At 39.1% G+C, this 20,427-nt stretch carries 10 protein-coding genes; 2 read left to right on the top strand and 8 right to left on the bottom strand.

Going from position 1 to position 20,427, the window contains the following annotated elements:
• Window positions 1-153: 153 nt before the first annotated feature.
• Window positions 154-276, top strand: a complete 123-nt coding sequence (locus FXW07_RS19175) for a hypothetical protein (protein WP_255678545.1) — start codon at window positions 154-156, stop codon at window positions 274-276.
• A 351-nt stretch (window positions 277-627) separates the two neighbouring features.
• On the opposite strand, the gene FXW07_RS01555 is transcribed toward FXW07_RS19175, so the two are convergent.
• The 4 genes from FXW07_RS01555 to FXW07_RS01540 form a co-directional block, all read right to left on the bottom strand.
• Window positions 628-2,034 carry an ATP-binding protein gene (locus FXW07_RS01555; protein ID WP_229393453.1) on the bottom strand — a complete coding sequence of 469 codons (1,407 nt, stop codon included), beginning with the start codon at window positions 2,032-2,034 and terminating at the stop codon, window positions 628-630.
• Between the two features lie 688 nt (window positions 2,035-2,722).
• Window positions 2,723-4,771 carry a protease Lon-related BREX system protein BrxL gene (brxL, locus tag FXW07_RS01550; RefSeq protein ID WP_229393452.1) on the bottom strand — a complete coding sequence of 683 codons (2,049 nt, stop codon included), beginning with the start codon at window positions 4,769-4,771 and terminating at the stop codon, window positions 2,723-2,725.
• Window positions 4,772-4,845: 74 nt separating this feature from the next.
• Complete coding sequence (pglZ, locus tag FXW07_RS01545) at window positions 4,846-7,545, bottom strand: BREX-1 system phosphatase PglZ type A (RefSeq protein ID WP_229393451.1); 2,700 nt, start codon at window positions 7,543-7,545, stop codon at window positions 4,846-4,848.
• Between the two features lie 618 nt (window positions 7,546-8,163).
• Window positions 8,164-9,057, bottom strand: a complete 894-nt coding sequence (locus FXW07_RS01540; RefSeq protein ID WP_229393450.1) for a hypothetical protein — start codon at window positions 9,055-9,057, stop codon at window positions 8,164-8,166.
• 439 nt (window positions 9,058-9,496) lie between these two features.
• On the opposite strand from FXW07_RS01540, the gene FXW07_RS01535 reads away from it, so the two are divergent.
• On the top strand, window positions 9,497-10,918 hold the full coding sequence (locus FXW07_RS01535) for an ATP-binding protein (protein ID WP_229393449.1): 1,422 nt from the start codon (window positions 9,497-9,499) through the stop codon (window positions 10,916-10,918).
• Between the two features lie 50 nt (window positions 10,919-10,968).
• Here FXW07_RS01535 and pglX read toward each other — a convergent pair whose 3' ends face one another.
• From pglX to mch, 4 genes are all read right to left on the bottom strand, one after another.
• On the bottom strand, window positions 10,969-14,511 hold the full coding sequence (pglX, locus tag FXW07_RS01530) for a BREX-1 system adenine-specific DNA-methyltransferase PglX (RefSeq protein ID WP_229393448.1): 3,543 nt from the start codon (window positions 14,509-14,511) through the stop codon (window positions 10,969-10,971).
• A gap of 16 nt (window positions 14,512-14,527) precedes the next feature.
• Window positions 14,528-18,136 (bottom strand): BREX system P-loop protein BrxC, encoded by a 3,609-nt coding sequence (gene brxC, locus FXW07_RS01525; protein WP_229393447.1) that lies wholly within the window; start codon window positions 18,134-18,136, stop codon window positions 14,528-14,530.
• Window positions 18,137-18,237: 101 nt separating this feature from the next.
• Entirely contained in the window at window positions 18,238-18,810 is a 573-nt protein-coding gene (locus tag FXW07_RS01520; protein WP_229393446.1) for a DUF1788 domain-containing protein, read from the bottom strand.
• A 477-nt stretch (window positions 18,811-19,287) separates the two neighbouring features.
• Window positions 19,288-20,253: a methenyltetrahydromethanopterin cyclohydrolase gene (mch, locus tag FXW07_RS01515; protein WP_229393445.1), complete on the bottom strand. Its 966-nt coding sequence runs from the start codon at window positions 20,251-20,253 to the stop codon at window positions 19,288-19,290.
• Window positions 20,254-20,427 lie beyond the last annotated feature (174 nt).

Below are 20,427 nucleotides of genomic sequence, written 5' to 3'. Positions count from 1 at the left end.
ATGAAAAATCTCTCGGAATAATCGAAAACCTGGTGCAAATGTACCCGGAAAATGACATTTACAGGGAAAATCTCATCTGTACACTGAAGGACGTTGAAGCCTTTGCTGTCAGGCAAAAACAATACTACAGAATATTCAAAGTTACTCACAGATATGGGCAAAGAAGAAGCAGAAGAATACGCTGCAAAAGCTGACAAAATAAAGGAGAAACTTGATAAAATGTGCGGGCCTGATGGAGTTATGCTGGAAGATCAGGAACCCGGAAAAGAAGTTTGAAATCCAAAAGAACACAGATTTTCATAAAAACAAATTCCATGACAGGGTGTAATAACACCCTTATGTTTTTCCTGGCAGACCGTCAGTAATAAATTAATGTTTATTCAGGTTCTTCGTGGTTTTGTGGGGATATCCACATAATATTCTCATAAAAACCAATGCGGTCTTGAATTGAAAATCATCTTATCACAGGGAATGACAAAGAGCCAAATTAAAAAGAACATGAAATTTTGTCCCCTTTATGTTCTCATTGCCCTTTTTGGATTGATTTCTCCTTTCACAAATGATTAATCAAATTAGATTAATAATCCCAAAGACATTTCTTCTTTGGCAAATGCTCAACTCAAAAAATCAGGGAATAAGCTCTTCCAGTTCCCATACAAGGAATCCATCACCTTCCAGGTGTTTTCTGCCTTTGACCTTTCTGGCCACTATTCCTACTTTCAATTCCTGACCAGATATTCCTCTTACTAATTTTGCTTTATCGAGTGTTAACTCCAGGATCTCTCTTGCCTCGCTTTCACCCAGTTCTTTATTCTTTACTTCAATTGCCAGGACTTTTCTCCCCTGGCGATTTACTCCAAGAATATCGATCTCATCCCCCTTCCTATTCCACCAGCTCCCAATATCCGGATAATCGCTGATCATCTTTTCAACCAGCAGTTCACGAACAATATCCTCGAATATCTTGCCTGTGTAACTCTGCCATTCTTTCCGAACCTTTTCCAGCATGGGAGAATAATTGCCTGCCACATATTGGCTGTACATAGGATATACGAAGCGGCCATAGAACCTGAAGAAATTATCTTTCAGGAAATACCGTCCTCTTTTGCTTTTTTCAGGACTGTCCGTGACAGGTATCCGGTGTTCCACGACTCCTAGCAGGTCTATGAGGTCGTAAAAATATGGTGACAATGAGTTAGAAGAGACATGTGTCAGATCCGATATCTCGCTCATCGAGCATCTTCCCTGCGATATTGCTGAGATTATCTCATAATATGTGGAGTGTTCCTTCCCAAATTCTTCAATTAGAATGTCCCTCACTTCATTTTTAAGCGGTGCAAACTCGCTGAATATCAGCTTTTCAAGGGCATCGTCAAATCCTGTGCACTGATACTTTTCAAACAGGCGATAGTAATAGACAGTCCCTCCGAAAAGGAAGTACAGATTCAGTTTTTCTTCCGGATCTTTTATACCCATGTCACCGAGCATCTCAAATGTCTCAAGGACCGTAAAGGGCTTTATAGTCAGAATATTGTCAGCACGTTTGAAGAGTGGAGCCTGTTCTTCAATGAATATTTTTCTTATCATGCCAATGGAAGACCCGGAAACGATAAGAAAGACCCTGCAATTGTCTGGCTTCATGTCCCAGTACCGCTGAAGCTGAGTAATGAAGGATGGGTATACTTTCTGGAACCTCTGGAATTCATCAATCGCTATTATCAGGTCCCTGTCATAAGAGGTTATAAACTTGAGGAAATTCTCCGTTTCATCGACTTTTATGTAATCCGGCAGGTCCAGTTTCTCCTTTAAAAGCTGGTCGAATTCGTCCATCAGAATGTCGATGCTCTTGTTGCTGTCAACGAAAAGATAAAGTGCTTTCCTGTTCCCTGTGAACTGCTTGATCAACTCGGTTTTTCCTACCCTTCTCTTCCCTGTTATAACAAGAAAAGATGGTTTCCCCTGATCGAGCAGTTCCATAAGTTTAAGTTCTTTCTGCCGGTTGTAGAATTGCATAATGATTATTTTTGTAATCATTATATTTAAAATCATTCTTGAGGGGATTTCGGATTCATTTTAAAGCACAAAAAACGTTATGCGGCACGCTTACAACCTGACTGTACTTGCAAGTTTCCTTGCCCGTTTAAACATTTCTGTTTGCTGTTTTTGAGGCATTGGCGTGTTTGTGGCGTATTTATCCGGGTTTATACTTTGTAGTATAAAACCACATCAAGCGACGCATGAAATGTAGTGTATAACAAAAAATTAATTTTGTTTGGCACCAATTCAAAGCAACCAATTCAAAGCACTTTATTATGAAATCGATAAATTTATGACTATTATATAAACTAGTGATAACAGAAATAGCTAAATTCCCATTATGTAGGATATCACACTAATCCCTATAACAAGATGCTCCCTATTGTTTTCCTCTATAAGGAAGGGGAAAACACATAAGTACCAATCTTTGGGCGAATTCAAGATGTAGTGACGCCAAAATTGAATTAAATGGGATTGGAACTTAAGTAATTTTTAGTTATACTGTGAATAATCATAGCCGTGAGCCTTTATTTTTTGATATATTAGAAACTCCGGTCACAGAAACGAAAAAGAAAATAACAGGTATCTTATAGATCGTATCTTAACGAATACAAATGAATCATTTCAGGACACAACAGAAATAATTCTGGGATTAAAACCAGATTTATTCAGATCTGGTAAGACATTAAATCAGTGACATTGACTTATAAACCGCATCAATCGGGTCTTCATAAAACGAGATCTGGAACTTACTGAACAAGTCTGGAGGTACTGCTGCAATCTTGCTTGCAGAAGCAATTGGAATCAGGACTCTCTTCGCCCCGGCATCAAGGCAGACCTGTAAAAGGCCAGCAAGATTTTCCAGGACCTCTACAGAGCCTCCAATTGTCATGCTTCCAAGGATCGCAGTTTGTTCCTGTAAAGATCTTTCTATTGCTCCTGAACAGAGGCTTATGAAGGCCCCAAGAGCAAGTTCATCAGATATACCAATCCCATAGAGGTCCTGGACATGTAAAAAGTAGTCTTTTTCTTTTACAGAAATGCTCTGACTTATGGACTTTGCATTAGCCCGGAAGTAATTAAAAGCTGTCTTTATTGATTCTTTTGCCTGAGAATTTAAACCAGTGCCCGATTTTTCGTATTTTCCAGATCCAGACACTATCTGGACTTCAAACTTGTATATTCCGATCTTTCCGGACTCGGTAGCTGCAACAGCGTATGCTTCACCTGGTTTTGTAATCCCTGCTGGAATGATTTTGCTTCCACCGCTTTCAGGCACAGGCACGAAAGTTTCTTTCAGGTTCTCGTTATCAATGTACGAAAAATTTACATCAAAAAACTCAATTCCTCCAATCTTTTTGAGCTGTTCTTTTACCCGCCTTCGACCTATAAGGGCATATTCGAGAATCTCCTGCGCTTCTTCTTTCGTAATATTCTCATCAGGGTAGAGGAGCTTCATAAGTCCGGAAAATGTCTTTTTAACAGCAATTACGTCACGCTGGTTCAGGTTGTTTCCAAGCCTGAAGAATTGGGTTATGTGATCAGAATAGGAACGTTTTCTCATTTCTCGGAAGAATTCGGCAATATAGTCAACTATGAACCCGTATCTGTCAGTAAAGTGTTCAGGTCGGAACTTAGGGACTTCCCAGCCAGGGAGATAGTAATGCATCCTGTCAAAAAAGGCGGTGTCGCTGTTCATTGCATCCGGAAAGGGAGAGAAAAGGTGAGAGGTCTTAAGGAGAGAGTCGATGCTCTGGTTAATGTTTCCAACGAAGACAATTGATGAGTTTGCATTTTTCTGCTCCTTTCCTCTTGCAAAAGAGCCTGAAGCCATGTAGTCTTTGAGGATCTGAATTCCGTCTTTGTCCTTGAAATGAATTCCTGCAACTTCATCAAATGCCACAACATCCCAGAGCCCAACAAGCCCTATTTGCCGTGTAGACATGTTGTAGAAGAGGTTTGCAACTGTGGTCTGTCCGCCTGAGATCAGGATGGAGTTCGGGGAAATTTCCTTGTAAACATGGGATTTTCCTGTACTACGTGGGCCCAACTCGCAGAGGTTGTAATTGTTTTCAACAAGAGGAACAAGCCTTTCCAGCATATGCCACTTGACAGGATTCGGAAGCTGGGTTGGCTCCATTCCTATGCTTCTCAAAAGGACGTCTATCCATTCTTCTTTTGCGAAATATCTCCTTGCCTCTAGGATTTCCTGGATATTCATGTTTGGAATCTGGATAGGTTTTAAGCTGGAGATAATAAAAGGAGATGCTGCAGATTCAATGGAGTACTCCATCTTGAGCATGCACCAGATCCCGCCTCCGAGCAGTTTGTCGTATTTTATGACATAATCCGAGTCAATTTCGATGTTAATAAGCCCGAGGTTGGAAAACGATGCCTCGTAAATATCCCTTTTTTCGTTCAGCCTGACAGTAATCTTATCAATAACCGTGTAATAGCCAGTTTCCCTGATTCTCGACTTGATTTTTTCGGCTTCATCAGGCCTTACATAATTTTTGGATAGGATATTTTTAACCTTATGGACACCTTCATTAATCACATCTTCATCATCATCTGCACAATAGGAGCCGAGAAGGTATTCAAGTACATAGACAGGGACATTATGCCCTACTTTCAACAGCTTTGTAAGGTCTTTTCGTACAACCCTACCAGGAAAATATTTGATTAATTTTCTATCGGTTTCAAGGACTGCTGTCTCAAGAGCTTCTTCAGTCATTTTATCCTGTCCCTATCAAAATATCTCTAAACTCTATTTTATTCTTAATTTTTGTGCATAGTTTATTTTTCAACTTAGAAATCATCAAAGTCGCTGATCAGAAGGTCAAGTTCGAATGGAATCCGTGCAATATCTTTTATTTCAGCCGGGTCTTCGTCAATTAGCCTGAGGTAATATATTTTGTTTTCAAGATTGTTTCCGAGTGTGAGCATGATATTATACTGCCTTTCTTCGGGCTCATCAGATTCATTATTGGCGATAATGATTTTTTCATCACTGACCATTTTTTCCTGCTCACCATCAATATCCCATAGAGAAACTTTGACGGTGCGGGGTTTCATTTTATCGGTCACTTTCTCGGTCTGGAAAATCTTTACTTTAAATTTGCTGCTTGTGATCTTTCTCCGGTCGTTTATTACCGAGACGTTGACCTTACCGTGCTTGATCCCCTTCTTTTCAATAGCCTTTTCATTCCGCCTATGGTTATATGTCAGAACTGGAATAACAATCTCCTGAGGAGAGGTCCCTCCATGCACGAAATTGAGCCCGCCTCCCTGAAGTTTGAACCTGAGATCTGCTTTAGGGACATAGGCAAAAAGAGGAGTGTGGTTCTGCCCAAGCATATAGCGCATGTCAAATCCGTGTATGTTATCCAGTGAATTATCCGTTGCAAATTCTTGGTCACTCAGGATAAATCTCTTTGTTGTGTCAATTATACGAGATTTGTCAAATAATGAGGTATCCACTTTATCTACACTTTCCATATCATCTCTTCTGTAAAGGAAACCGTGATCTGCTGTGACAATGATATTTGTTGTGTTCAGGCGATCACTCAAATTCTTGACAAGTTTCTTTAGTTCAAGAATTGTTTCCTCTACGGCATTAAACACACTGTTTTCTGAGGACTGTTTATCCCCAGTTGAATCTATCTTATTGTGATAAATGTAAAGGACCCTTTTTCCTTTGATAAGTTCCCGTGCCTCTTCCCGGCTGAGTTTAATAATGTCTTCATAATTTAACGCAAGTGAATCTTCACATTTACTCTGCAGGATTTTGTTCCTTTTATCAAGCCCTTCGGAACTTATGCTATCAACAAAGATTTCTTTCCCTCTGTATTCTAGGGCATTATGAGGAAGTAAACTTGCCATTCCAAGTTTTGTATATGAAGGTAAGACTCCTGCCATAGAAGTGAGTTCGGCAATACCCCAGGTATCTTTATTGAGAGTTTCGAATAGTTCGAAAGCTGCTTCATAGCGCAGGGCATCGGAAATGACAACTGCAACCCTACTTCTGTCGTCTTTTTGTAAGATCCTGCTTACGTACAGTTTATAGAAATCCTTCTGGCTGTCTGCAAGCTCAATTTTCCACTGGCTTTTAAGATCGGATTCAATAAGGCTGCTCCATTTCAATAACAGTTTTCCGAGCAGATTGTTAGCATAGAGATCTTCAACCTGAGGTCTCAGGTTTTTCTTCAGAATGTCCTTTTCCTGTTCTTTATCATAATAGTAGTAGAATTTTCTGTAGAAGTAATCCATCTGATAGTGGGTTTCAGCATATGCTTTGAATAATTCGTATAAACTGCATGTGTTTTCAGGTGAATCAATTGCTTCTGGATTTTCATAGTGCTCTCTGGCAAAACGGAAGAGCTTGACCGCATATTCAAGCGCACTGTAAATGTTTTCATATTCGGAAAACCAGTGCTTTGTCCTGCGGGCGTCAATCCAGGCAAGATAGTTTTTAAAATCATCTTCTGTTGAATCTACAGGACTACTCAGAGATTCGATTATACGAAGAATTATAGCTTTGTCAAAAGTCTCAACAGCTTCGGCTTCAAGATATGTCTGCACATCCCGCTTATTAAGCGCTGCTTGCAGGCTCTTTTCAAGATCACGGTTGTTTTCTTCAAGAATGCCACGGGTGTATTTCTCAAAGGTCTTGGAGTTTTGGGAACTGTCCATCCAGTGCTTGAGGAAGATCTGGCACTCATTTTCCTTCCGGTTCACATACTGGTCATAGCCTTGCAGGGAAATTCCAGAACACTGCTTTATGTGCGTGACCAGGAAACTCAGGAAAAGCTTTTTCAGGGTAGGGTTCTTTGTCGAAAAGCCAAAATCATCTTCTGCCAGCTCCCAGAAGTTATCCTCCAGCCCGAACTTCGATATATTCTTCCATGTCGGGTTTTCGTTTTCTTCCAGGGATTCCAGCATGGTGTCACGAACGATAAGTTTGAAATCAAGAACCTGAGTTTTTGAAAAAACAGCCAGCATGCCCAGAATGAACTCTTTTTCCCGCCAGTCCTTCTGGTAGAGCTTTTTTAGAGGCTGGACTCTTTCTTTCTGGTTGCCAAAGAATTTTTCGTATTTTGTGAAGAAGTCATCCAGCTCATGCCCCTCGATCTCAAATTCACTTTTGATATCGGAAATCCGGCTGTTTTCAAATCTGGACGAATAGAGCTGGATATCAAAAAGCCAGTTTTCTTCGTGTGTTCTTTCTTTGTCGGGGCAGTAAATCAGATAGTTTGATTCAGGATCCTCTATTTCAAGGAGTTTTTTGGTTTCAAAATAGTTATTGTGAAGAATATGGAATTTAATGGCATGCCTTGTCAGTATTTGTATTATTTCGTTCAGCTCTGAGCTGGGAGCCAATTTTTCATTATCCCAGGCAGTCCTGTCCTTATCATACCAGAAAACGATTTTTCTCTTCTCATAATCTGCCAGTTCCGAAGGGTCAAATTTTCTGAGTATGCTCTGGCTTGTTTTTTCAACGTTAACCATAAAAATCCATGTCCTACGATTAATCGAAAAAATATAAAATGATATCTAGAGATTTAGATACTTTATCTATGAAATACCCTTCCATTTAACAGGCTTTGCTAATTTATAGTGATGTTTTATATATTAATGCCTACTCTGAAGTATTAATGCATAATCTGAAGCCGAAAATAAAGTGATTACCAGAGCAATAATAAACTAAAATTTTAAAATGATCGCTATAATCAGATTGAAGGCTGGCTAAAAATCAGAAAATCTAAAAAATAAGGTGGAAACAGGGCGAAAACAAGATGAAAAAACATGAAAACAAGATGGAAAAATGAGGTTTCTAACCTCTATATTGAAAAACAAAATTTTAGTCTCAAGTAAAAACGTACAGATCCATTACCTTTTTAAGAATTCAATAACCTCTTTCTCAGACTTTGCATATCGAGATACAGGAGGTTTGGATTTTTCATTTTTCTCAAATAGAGAATGTAACTTATTAATGGCAACAGGGTCTGATATGTACAAAGTGTTTTGTTCCAGATATCTCGAAGCCATTTCTACACCCCTTTTATCGTTTAATCCTGCCTTTTAACAACTATATATGTTCTTATTTGATATATTTTCTTTCCTTAGTCATTCCCTATTTAAATATTTTACCAATTGCATTCTCTTTACTCCGTCCTCCTGCAGTTCGGACTGTAATTCTATAAATCCATAGTCTTTATAAAATTTCACCACAGAATCGGCTTCTTTATTTGCTTCAAGCCAGACAATGGTCCCTCCCAATAACCCAATGCAGTCATAAACAATGTTTACGGCTTCATCAAGCAGGTATTTTCCTTTAAAATTGTATTTAAATATGTCATTTTTCCCTAACTGGGCAATAAAGTATGAGGGAATACCTTCCTGTTCTCTAAGCAGGTTCATATCCTTTTTTTGCTTCCTGCTCAATTTACTCTGGTCTACTCTTAGTATTTTCAAAGCAAGGGCGAAAAATCCAAGAACACAGAAGTTTTCATCATCGCTATTCTTTCTATCAAGTATAAGATATGACCTGCATATTGATTTGTCATCAAATTTGTCCATACTGCACCGCACAAAATCCTGTATGTCAGGGTCCTTTGAGCAGTAGAAACTGCTCAGTGTCCTGTTTACTTTATCTTTATCAGCAAATTCTGTAAGCTGTTTATACGAAACAACAATCGGATCGAGTTCCAGCTCAAAAGAATTAAAATAGTCCTTTATCCCAGCCAGATCAATATCTTCCAGTTTACTTTCTCCAGGTAACTGTGAATTTAAAAACTCAATGCCTTCAGAACTTATGCAAATCAGACCATCCGGCCCATCCTGAATGAACCGTATCATTTTCAGGTACTTAAAAACCCAGTAGATTTCCTCCTTGAATTCAAAGATTTCATCACCTGGACCTTCCTGCCGAAAACCAATCTGAACTTTAAAATCCTTAACCAGTTTTGCTTCAAGGTCAGAATACCTGCACCTCTCAGACCTGCAAATATCCTTGATCATTTGGCTGATGACAGTTTCAAAACACGGCAGCTTAACGTTTTGTCCATTCAAAGTTATCAGGTCCCTGGAAATGAAGAAATAGTGAGCAGTAAACGATCCAATATGTATTAAATATTGCCAACTCCACTCAAAAATTTTCTGTCTTTGGTTCAGTACTTTCTCAATTTCGGCTTTAATGTGACTTTTGCAGCATTAGTAAGGTTAGGATCATCTTTCTTTTTGCGTTGGCAAAAGCTACAGCTGATTCTATGGTCCTGTTATCGAATTTCTCTTTGAATCCAAGGGTTTCTGATTCGCCGGAATTGAGGATAGAATAAAATTTATATTATAGTGTTTTAGTTTCTTTGGAATGTTTCTTTTGAGTAATTCTAAAAATGCTTATATAAATTTGCTATTTACCAAGTTGCTAAATTGAATTTATCTTTTTATATCAATAAGGATGGTTTCGATAAAAATGTCTTATTATAAGGAAAATGGAATATTAATAGAATGTAATGAATGTATTGTTAATATTCTGAAAAAAATAAAAGATAGAACGCCTTTTGAAATAAATAATTTTGAAACTAATATAAATGAAAGTCGAAAAGGCATATTGGAACTTATTATAAGTGTATATTATCGATCTCTGGATTATAATAGAGCACCTCAATTATGTAAAGATAAAGTAATCGAAGCCTTGTTAGAACATGGTCAATTTAATAAAGAAGAAATTGATGTGATATTTGCTGAATGTGCCATAAAGTCAGAGAACTATTCTGAAGAGTTCTTTGAAAATAATGAGCAGTTAATAGACGACTCGTATTGGAAACATGCCGTAAATCCCTTTGAATATCAAAAGCCAAAAGAAATTCAATATAAGTTTCCTTGGTATTTTTGTGAAGATAAGAAAGTAGCAGGTTTTTGTACAATGGACATTGATGCCTTTACCTGTCCAGATTGCGGAAGTGAAGTTACTAACACTCCAGATAATGTAGAAAACATAGGGCTATCTTACGATCTAATATGTTCTAACTGCTTCAACATGCAAGATATATTCGACACAAAAGGAATTGTAAAGTCTGGAGGGAACCCAGTTCATCACGGGAATTGGTCATCCCAAATACCAGAGTTTGAGTTTACAGGAACTGATTATTTTCAAGTGTTGCACCCAAATTGTAGAAAGAGTGAGCGACCAGATAAAAAGGGTGTAATGTTCGTTAATGGCATATGGATAGACTCTTTTGAAGGTTCACAATATCGAGTCGTTCTTGGTTTAGAATGCCTCAGTTGTGGTGCAAAAAATGCATTAAAGCCGTTTGTTTTTAAAGATAGAGAGATACCAGTGCTTGATATCAATACATCCCGTGTTTTTAAATTGATCTCAGGTGGTGAAACTGAAAAAACTGAATTTAAACCTTATTTAACGGTACAACCTGAAGGATACGAAATGAATGGTGATGTGAAATACAAAATCGCAAAATCGATATCGGGATTTATGAATTCTGATGGAGGTGTGCTGCTAATTGGTGTTTCCAATTCGGGGGTTATTTTGGGAATCGATAATGAATACTCTGTCCAGAAGGATGAGTATGATATGGTTGATATAGTCAACAAAAAATTACTGTCAAGAGATTATTTTGCACTAAAGCTAATACAGATATTAGAAAAATATATTGAAAAACCGTTATTAAAAAAATATGTAAGGATTTCATTCCATGACATTTTTGGAAAAGATGTATGTTGCATTAAAGTAAAAAAAGCAGACAATCTACATAAATTTAAAAACGGGAATTTTTATGTTCGTATGTTCAATTGTACAAGGGCTCTAAATAAAAATGAAATAGACCAATATAAAAACTTACATTGGCCCAGTCAACAATAATTTATTGTAATGTAGAGGGCTGGTAAAATAATTATAAGAATTTAATGTACTCATATCTTCCCCACCAACCCTTCAAACTTCTCATAATTCACTTTAACCCCATCATCCAGATCAATCTCAATCATCTGATCCGCTTTATTCTTAAGAAGTTCATCATACTTCACAAGCTCCTCAATCTTCTTTTTTAACTTTGCAAGCTCATTTTCTGCCTTCCCTCGATTTTTAGAATTCTCAGAAATCTCTTTTTCCAGAAGCGGTCTTTTAGCATCCAGCTTTGACTCAAAATCCAGTAAATAATCGATCCTCATCTTCGCCAGGGTAGTTTTATCATACCTGTGCATGTAAACGAGCGCATTAAACACTTTATCTTTTCCAGAAGTAAAGAGCCAGTAAATCGGCCTTTTCTTATACATTTTAACGTGATCGCTGTAGAAATCCTTCAGGAAATAGTTCCGGATAACCTTTTCAGGAGCTTCGCCTTTTTTCGAAAGCGCCCCTGCAATAAAGTCCAGGTTTTCAGAAAGTGTCTCTGCCCCAAAAGTGAATTTCAAAAATTCCTTGAACCGGCCTACGATGTCGTCCGTGTAATATTCATCATCAAGAATCGGGATTATATTATCTTCATCCGGCAGGAAGGAAGCTCCGGGTACTTTATCCTTAAAATCAGCAAGCTTTTCTCCCTGATTTGCAAGGATCAAACCTTCTTTTTCAGGTGAATATCTGCCGAACATGCAGCCGACTGCATAGGAAATCAATTCTTTTATTGTATCGGTTAGCAGTAGAGCTTCCAATTCTTCTTCCGTTTTGTTGTTGCCATAGCGGTAGTATGGATTGCAGGTCAATGTGATTTCAGAAAGGGGAACATCTGGCGTTAATTCATCCTGCAGACCGTAGGCTTCAATGAAAATACGGTTGTTTTCGTCCTCAAGCCGCTGCATTTCAAGGGTCATTTCTTTCCAGTGGGCGCAGAGTTTGGTGTAGGTTTCAGCAAGAGTTGGCTGGCGGAATTTTGGTCGGAGAAGGGGAAGTGTGGTGAAGTCCCAGGAAGTTTCATAGGAATCCCAGTCGCACTTCTCATGATTAATGGCTTTTTCAATTAAATTGTCACTAAGGCTAAAAGTAATTGGTAGTATAGGTAACTGTGCGACATCACCTGGTTGATAATTAAGAGTAGGAGATATGATTTTAAAGATCTCCATGGAGATTGGGGTATTTAGGTATCCCATAATTACTCTTAGATATTTAGATGAGTTGGCAAAAACAGCACAACCTGCAATATCAAATATGAAAATAGATGGGAAATACCTAACAGAAATTTTGGATGATGATATCTTTACCCAACTACCACATTCTTTGAAATAATATTGCTGATTTTTGGGTTTGGAATTACTCGGAAGACAAAGTCCTCTTTTAAGCTTGTCCAATTTGTCTTGTTTAATATCTCTACCATCATCTTGCCAATTAATAACAAAGTCGGTATTTCCATACCATTTTCTAAATTCGCCGCCTTTATTATAAGGAAACCACTTAAAATCTTTTTTTTCGTACTCTTCAGATAAATAGCATCTTCGAACTGAAACTTCAGTCCAGTTCCTTACAAATTTCTCGTTTTCACCTGTTTGGAGTCCCGTCCGTGGTTCAGAAACATCTCCCAGAGGTTTTCCTTCCTCAAAAACTTTACGTAATCTTTCACTTACCCAATAAGCAATAGGAAAACTAGGAATTTTCGTGAAGTCGGCGGCAGAGGCGCGATAGAACCAACCGCAATTAGGATTATTGATTGCTTCTAAGGCTTTAATCGGCTGAAGACTTTCTCCATAGAATTTCTGCAAGTCTATGAATGAACCTCTAAAGTTGTTTAATTCTTTTGTAAAAAGTGTAAACCCACATATTGTTACATAAGCTGAGTCAAAAAAAGCGTGAAATTCAGGACGTACTAAATTTGTAAGGGTATATTCTGTAAGAATTTTTTGGCGAAGTTTCTCGAACGAGCTTAGGAACATCCAGTTGAAAGGAGTCATCATACCTATGAAGCCGCCTTTTTGTGTCATTTCCATAATCCGTTCAATAAATGCTGAAAATAGATCAGATTTTGTATCAGAATAATTTTTCTGGAGAAAAGTTTTTAGTTCTGAGTTAATCCCTTTGCTCCCCATATATGGTGGATTAGCAACAACCACATTATATTTCGGGCTGAGATAATCTGCCTGCTTCAGAGCCTGAAGGATTTTCTGATGGGTTGCAAATTGGGAAAGATTTCCTGACAGTTTTTTTGATTTAAGCAGCAGCAAAAGGTTCGATACATCCTTTGCAGCCGGACGGATAAGCGAGCCGAAGTTATCAGCCTCGGAGAACTGGAGCAAAGTATTTTTCTGGGCGTCGGTGAAAAGATCACTTCCGACTGCGTCTATGTAAGCCTTGAGTTCTTCCTCATCAAAAGTAATGTTTTCCAGCACGTAGATATTTGGCTGGACCTGCTTTCTGAAAAAATGACGATCCTTTTTTCTGGCCTTCATGGTCAGTAAAAAACCTGCAAGCTCTCCTGCACGTTTATCTATCTCGATCCCAAAAAGGTTGTGAGTAAGGATCATTTCTGGAATTTCTGAGAGAGTATAACCTTCTTCTTCGTAGATCGCATACAGCAGGTCAAAAGCATAAACCAGCATATGTCCCGAACCGTAGGCCGGATCGCAGACCTTGAGGTCTTCAGGAGAATCAATTTTCAGAAAATCGGTTTCCTGTTGTTCCGGCTTTATATAATATTCCATTAGATCTACCAGATGAGAACCTGGGTGATTAAGCATCCATAAGTGGCCAAGTGAGTTTTGAACCAGGTATTTTACAATCCATTTGGGGGTAAATAGCTGGGTTGCAGCTGGGATATTTTCTTTACTAATTTTAATTCCCTTTTTGAGATCAGCAAAGACTTTTTCCTTCTTTGGAGCAATGTAGTCCTGATATATCCAGCCTATGATTTCAACTTCGTGCCAGTCCTCGTCCGGTATTATTGAATTAAGGTCGTGCAGGACTGAGTCGGTGTGTAGGAGTTTGTCAGGGAAAAGGAGTTCAGTATAATCCTCAATTTCTTCAAAAAGGAAAGGCATGATTTTGTGCAGGTAATTGCAGAGCTTGAGGATGAGGTATTTGTAGAGCTCTTCATCTTTGTTTTCGGCCTTAAGGTCGAGGACTGAGTTCTTATCAACATTCAAAAAGTCAAGTTTCAGGGCATTTGTTAGAAGGTCGGGTTCCATTTTGTCAGGGTCAGAGGAGGTGAAGACTCTGATCTGGTCAGGGAGGCAACCGTTCATCTCCATAAATTTAAGAGCCACAAGTCGGTTGAACCAGGTATAGGTCACTTCTCCCATGACCTGTTCGTAACCCTTATTCTTGACCTGTTTTACGAGCTTAGAACGCTGGTTTTTGATTTTAGAATTAAATACTTTACCGTTGATTACAACCGAGTCCTCATGCTCTTCTACAGCGTGGATTTCTTTAGAAGAGATTATCCCATAATAGGCTGCCTCTTTTTTTACTTCGGCGTTTAACTTGTCCCGAACCGTGTTTGAGAATTTGATTATTGCTGATTTGTCCATTCCCATCCCGACCTTTTTAGACCCTTATGTTCTCCTTCTTGAGAATTGTCAGCATTTTCTCTTTCAGCTGTGTCAGGTACTCCTCGATATCAGCCTCGCTTTCCAGCATTTTTCCGGACTTGAAAAATGAGATCTTGTTTATTACTCTTGTAGTTCTTTGCGGCACCGGAGGTAATGTCGGTTTTTCTTCCTGCTCTGCGTCTGGTTTTTCTGGATTGTCAATGCCTTCCCCATAGGGTACTTTCGGCGGCTTTTCCCGAATGGTCTGCCGCTTGAGATCGATTTGCTTGTAGGCTTCTACGCGGAGATCGTTTATAAGAGAGAGCTGGCTCTGCACAAGAGCGCAGTCTTCAGCGTCTTTCAGATTTCTTTCGATCACATTAAAGAGCGCGAGCATTGTTTCCTTGAAATCGTCCGAAAACTTTTCGTCTGAAAGTTCCTTCTCAAGCTCTTTTAAAACCGTATCAAGGCTTTCTCTTACCTCTTTCTTCTGGGCAGAAAGAGCCTCCTTAATTGAAACCTCTATCTTCTTTTCCAGGATTGGTAGCTGGCGAATCTGGGAATAAGGCTTTTCCATATTCAGGATTGAGTCAATATCATCAATGGCTGCTTTTGCTTCTCCGTCAAGGAACTGGAGGTTTCTGCAGTAATCTTTATGCTTGCTGGCAAGCCTCTTGAAGATTTCAGCCTGAGCGCTGTTAAAAAAGCTCTTTACAGGCTCCGCTTCGGCGTGAAGTGCTTCAAACTCGGTTTTTTGGGAAGCGGCTGCTCTAAAAAAAGTTGAGGAATCCGGGTTCTCGGTCAGTTCCTTCAGGAATTTCCTGTAGGCTTCTATCTGGAACCTGCCCGGATAGCCTGTTTCTTCCTTATATCTGCCTTCGAGACCTTGCAGGTTTGAAAGCTCTTCCTGGAAGATTTTCTTTACCTCTTTGTAAAGCTCCCCTTCTTTTTCTTTCAGGTTTATTTTTTCAAAAATGTCGCTGAGAATTTGCTTTACGGCTTTGAGGTCCTCTTCTCCGGCTTTTTCCCTGATTTCTATGACCAGCTTGTCAGCATCATCTTTCTTTGTCAGGTGCTTTGCGGTAGCATCGTCTGCATTGAAAAGATATTCGGACTGGTAGCGGAGTTTGAGTTCTTCTCTCAGGTAAAGCGTTGCCACAAGCCCTGAAACCGTCATATCTTTCCAGCCGTAAGGTTTTTTCGTGAAACGCTCCTTTAAATCGCTTAAAAGAACCCTTCCACTTCTCCCGTTCTTTTGCTGGATGTAATCAAGCATCTCTTTTAAAGCCAGTCTGTTTGTCTCGCTGCCTGTAACCCCAAATTTCTCAAGGTCATCCAAACGCAGGAGCTTGAGCACTTCATTCTCGTTTTCGTAATTCCTTTTGACATATTCGGCTTTGCTGTAAACGTTTTCTATAAGGAGAGCAAGCCCTTCTTTTATGCGCTCTTTCGGGCTGGTTTTTCCAGGCATTACTTCCTTGTTATCAACAAAGACCCTGGAATCCGAGACTCCCTGAACAATCAACTCTGCTGCTTTTGCTCTTGCGCTTTCGGCATCTTTCTCTTTTGTGAACAGAATATTCTGGATTTCCATGTTATTCCGGTTTGAAGAGTTCTGCTTGAGGTATTTCTCGATTCTCAGGTAAGACTTAATCTGATCAATTAATTCGTCGTTGGGGAGCACGAAAAGAAGGGTATCGGTTGAATCAATATTGCTTAAATTATCGCCGTATAGGGACTGCTGGTTACCTTTCCTGCTATAGTACTGGTCTGAAAGAGGAGTAAGGAACTTGATTGTAAGGTCTGCACCTGAGACAGCCTTTACCCTGTCATCAACCGCTTTGTTAAATTTGTAATCCTCATAGGAAGACGGGCAAATTCCTGATTTTTGGTCATAGAGCATCCTATGGATCTCTTCAAGGATTTGGTGATCTTCAATATCTATCTCTTTGATCTCTCTATTGATATCTTGCTCCTCATTTGTCAGGAAATAGTACTTGTCTTCAGACTTGTTTATCAGGGTCTGTTTCTCGAGTTTTTGGAGGGATTCAATAATTCTCTGTTTCAGTTTGAGCTTATTTTCATCAACCGAGGAAATGGAGAGCACTATCAGGTTATCCAGGTTTGGCTCGATCTCCTTTATGTTCCTGATCATAAACAGGACTTCCAGAAGTTCACAGTCGTTCTCATCAAGTAACTCATTTTTCCGGGCCTGGGAGATTGTCCTTGCTATAATCGGGTCAAGGAAACCTTCAATCGTCTCGTAGAAGGCATGGAAAGGAATTAACAGCCCTACATTCTCCTCACAGTAGTTCACTGTCGACTCTTTAAAAGCCCCAAGGAGTGATCTTTCTCCCTTTGCCAGGTGTTTTCCTGTGAAACCTGTTTCCCTGATCTTGTCAAAGACCTTCTGCACAAGGCTGAACTGGTACGGGACAAAAGGATATACATCTACAAAATCGGCTTCGTTCCTGTAAACCTTTATTTCAGCCCGGTTTGAAAACGCAAGCAGATTCCTGAGTATTATCTGTTTTTCAGCGTAGTAAGAGGCAAGAAACTCCCTGTATTCCTCTTTCTTCTGCAGGATTCTTTTCTTGATAACCTCATCTACATTTGCGCTGGTAAGGCTCAGGCGGGTATTAAAACGCCCCTGAATCTTGGAGAAATCGTTGCCTTTTACGTGTTCCTTCGTAATCGTATCAATATCAGCCTGCGAGGTTACAACAACCCAGGCTTTCCCCCTTAACCTGGTCCCAAGATCTTCTACAATAGTCTGGAGATTGAGCATCAGCTCGCTGTTTTCTCCTATATACTGTCCCACTTCATCCACCAGGAAAATTACCTGATGGTTTTCTCCCTTCGATTTACAGTATTGATCAAGCTTATTTGCAAATTTCTCAACGCTGAAAGTATAGCTTGCTCCATCGCTTTCAAAGAGCCTTGTAGCAGCTTCCCTGCTCATGAAACCGCAGTTTACAAGAGCTTCTATAATATCGTCCTGCTCAAAACTGTAAGCAACCCTTCTTTCTTCCCAGGATTCTCTGTTTATACGCTTAAATTCGGCTTTAAAAGGCTCATAAAGTCCCTTATCCTCAAGCTGTTCTTCAAGTTCTGCGATCCAGAAGACATCTCCCAGATATCCACGCCTATCATTAAAAGCCCTCATGAAGATATTTACAATCTGCTCGTCGCCTTTGTTTACAGTATTTGCTTTAGAATCAATATTAAAGAGAATGACATCTTTACTGCCTGTATTAACGGCTTTTTCGATATTGGCAAGAATTGCAGGATCTGTAATTTTTTCCCTGAAAAATTCAAGTGCAGTTTTGCCCTGAACTGATCTATTTTCCAGTAAATACGACAGGATTTTGAGGAAATGTGACTTTCCAGAGCCAAAGAACCCTGAGATCCAGACTCCTATCCGATCTGTGGGCTCTTCCATGGCTGCAGTATAATTTCTAAAAAAATTATCAAAATGCTTTAGAGACTCACCTGTTACCACATACTCATCAAGTTCAGTATAAACACTACTTTCATCTTCCTTATCGACCTTTATTACCCCATCGATATCTCTTCGGATATCTTTCTCAAATAAGTCTTCTATTTTTATTTCTGCAGCTGTCATGTTTAGCACTCTGATCAGATCTTAATATGATTCGGTAGAAATTTTAAGGTGTATCTCAAATACCTCAAACTTCCCCTCTAAAAACTTTAAAAATCTCATGATTACATTGCCTCTGGCATCAAGCGGAAAGCTCTGTAATAATTTTTGGTTTTAAATTCACCAAATAAGCTAAGGTCAAGCCCACTGAATTTTCCTGGATAAAAAAGTACCAGAGGCTTCTTGCCTGTAACAGAATAAAGGTTATTAAGAATGGAATGAGCTCTGACCATTGGCCATGCGTTTCCTACTCCTGTCAGAAAAATAAGGTCGTAATCGACTTTGAGAATCTCGGAAATCTCTTTTTTTGTAGCCTCTTGATTTAGAATCAATCTTACTTTCTCAAGCAAGGCATCTGAACCCTTTTTCATCTCGAACTTAATCAGTTTCTCATCAGTAAGCTTCTGGTTTAGGATTTTGAGACATAGGTTATACAGATTAATCTCAATTATCTTAATCGAGTGTTTGCTCTCAAGACCTGAGATAAGTTTACTTATTGTGTCCCTAACAAGAAGCTCTTTTTCAGGTTCGTAATCAAAAATCCAGTATGGAATCTCGTTTCCTAACCCTTTGCATTTTAAAAAATCATCAGTCTTTATTTTTTCTTTAAAGAGTTCGAGACGCTCTTCAAGTTTCATAATTTTATTGTACTGATTTAACTATAAATGTATTGTCATTTTAATTGAGGCTCTACCAAAATTGATAAAAATGCTCTAAAACCTAAAAAATCTGTTAAAATCACGTATTTTGGCATAAAATTACTTTTTAAGCCTCTAAAATAATACTTCAAAATACCTTTGAATACGAGTTAAGTTCAAAAATTGATATAATATTACATTTACTTTCAAAATTAGAATTTATTGCAATTTATTTTCATAACTTTCATAAAAACATAAATATTTAGTATGTTTTGAAAGCTCAAATAAAGTTTATTTCCTAATAAATAAGCTATTTATTGCTCCAATTCAAATTTTAGATAAAAACAAAGAATTAAATAGATTTTAAGTAATTATTATATAAATTTTTCAAGAAATAAGCTATGCTATTAAATATTAGCGGAAATAAAGGGATTATGTGAAAAATGGCAAAACCTCAATTAAAATGACTTTTACCCTTTAAACTTGCCTGACCCCGAAGGACTGAAGCAGGATTTCCGGATAGAGCCCGCCGCTGGAAATCGTTTTTGTACTTTTAAGGTCATTTACCGTAAGCCTGGCAGGGGCGAACATGCCTGCGTCAACCTTAAAGAAGTCAAAGTTTGCTTCTTTGAAGGTCTGGTAGAAAGGCTTTCCGAAGTCTCGGGAGGTTGTGGAAGGCACCTTCTTTACGAATTCCTCAAGTTCGGCCAGTTCCCCTTCGAAGCGGACTGTATAGTTGGTTTCGCCACAGTAGATCACACAATCATTGGTCGAGCCCATGCACTGTACATCGTTTCCGACAACAGGAGCAATTGGGGCAACTCCATATCCGCTTTTAATGCAGTTGATGTCAAAACCAACGGACTCAAATTTATGGATTCCGGTTTCTACAACGCGGGCAGAGATCTGGACAGAACCAGCAATAGAGGCAGTGGGAGCAACAGCAATCATTACGTTTTCAGGGTCTACGCTGCAATGTTTTGCAATATATTCCACAACTTTCTCATCAGGGAGTTTATCGGATTCCAGGACCAGGACTGCGGCTTCGAAGTCGTCCTCATACCCGATTTCCTCATAGAGCTCTTTCGGCTTTAAGCCAAGGGCACGTGCAGGACCCGACCCCATTCCGAAATAATTGCCTACAGAAATTCTCCAGCCTGCATACTGGGAAGCCATACAGGCAATTACAGGATTGTCTGTTGCTACCTGAATGGCAGGCCATTTGAGACCTTTCAGGTCAAAGGTAGTATATTTAAGATCAGCGAGATCGGCCAGACAGAGCCTTGCCAGGTACATTCCAGCTTCATATCCGCCCTCCGCTTTAACTCCACAGTCAATAACCGTAGCCCCGTTATTTAGTTTGAGTACTTCAGTTTTCAGGTCTTCGCTCCAGTCGAGCATCTCTTCGATAACGTTTGATCCCATTTCGTTGACGCTTATCAAGGTATCACCTTTACTACTGGCTCCGGGATAAACAGAAAATATTTTCTCACATAGCGAGGAAGTAAGTTCGTATCTGCATTTATTGCGGAGCAGAACACTGTTTATCAGTCAGAGAAGTGCTTATAAAGAACATTGTTTGTAACGAATAATTTCAATCAGGGTTACTATCTATCA

The sequence above is a fragment of the Methanosarcina sp. DH1 genome (assembly GCF_020804205.1).
GTDB classification, from domain to species: Archaea; Halobacteriota; Methanosarcinia; order Methanosarcinales; family Methanosarcinaceae; genus Methanosarcina; species Methanosarcina vacuolata.
This window is presented reverse-complemented; position numbering and strand designations above follow the sequence as displayed.

Excerpts from the sequence above, each read along its gene's own strand:
- FXW07_RS19175 (WP_255678545.1), top strand. The coding sequence starts at position 154 with ATGGGCAAAGAAGAAGCAGAAGAATACGCTGCAAAAGCTGACAAAATA.
- FXW07_RS01555 (WP_229393453.1), bottom strand. The coding sequence starts at position 2,034 with ATGATTACAAAAATAATCATTATGCAATTCTACAACCGGCAGAAAGAA.
- brxL (WP_229393452.1), bottom strand. The coding sequence starts at position 4,771 with ATGACTGAAGAAGCTCTTGAGACAGCAGTCCTTGAAACCGATAGAAAA.
- pglZ (WP_229393451.1), bottom strand. The coding sequence starts at position 7,545 with ATGGTTAACGTTGAAAAAACAAGCCAGAGCATACTCAGAAAATTTGAC.
- FXW07_RS01540 (WP_229393450.1), bottom strand. The coding sequence starts at position 9,057 with ATGATCAAGGATATTTGCAGGTCTGAGAGGTGCAGGTATTCTGACCTT.
- FXW07_RS01535 (WP_229393449.1), top strand. The coding sequence starts at position 9,497 with ATGGTTTCGATAAAAATGTCTTATTATAAGGAAAATGGAATATTAATA.
- pglX (WP_229393448.1), bottom strand. The coding sequence starts at position 14,511 with ATGGACAAATCAGCAATAATCAAATTCTCAAACACGGTTCGGGACAAG.
- brxC (WP_229393447.1), bottom strand. The coding sequence starts at position 18,136 with ATGACAGCTGCAGAAATAAAAATAGAAGACTTATTTGAGAAAGATATC.
- FXW07_RS01520 (WP_229393446.1), bottom strand. The coding sequence starts at position 18,810 with ATGAAACTTGAAGAGCGTCTCGAACTCTTTAAAGAAAAAATAAAGACT.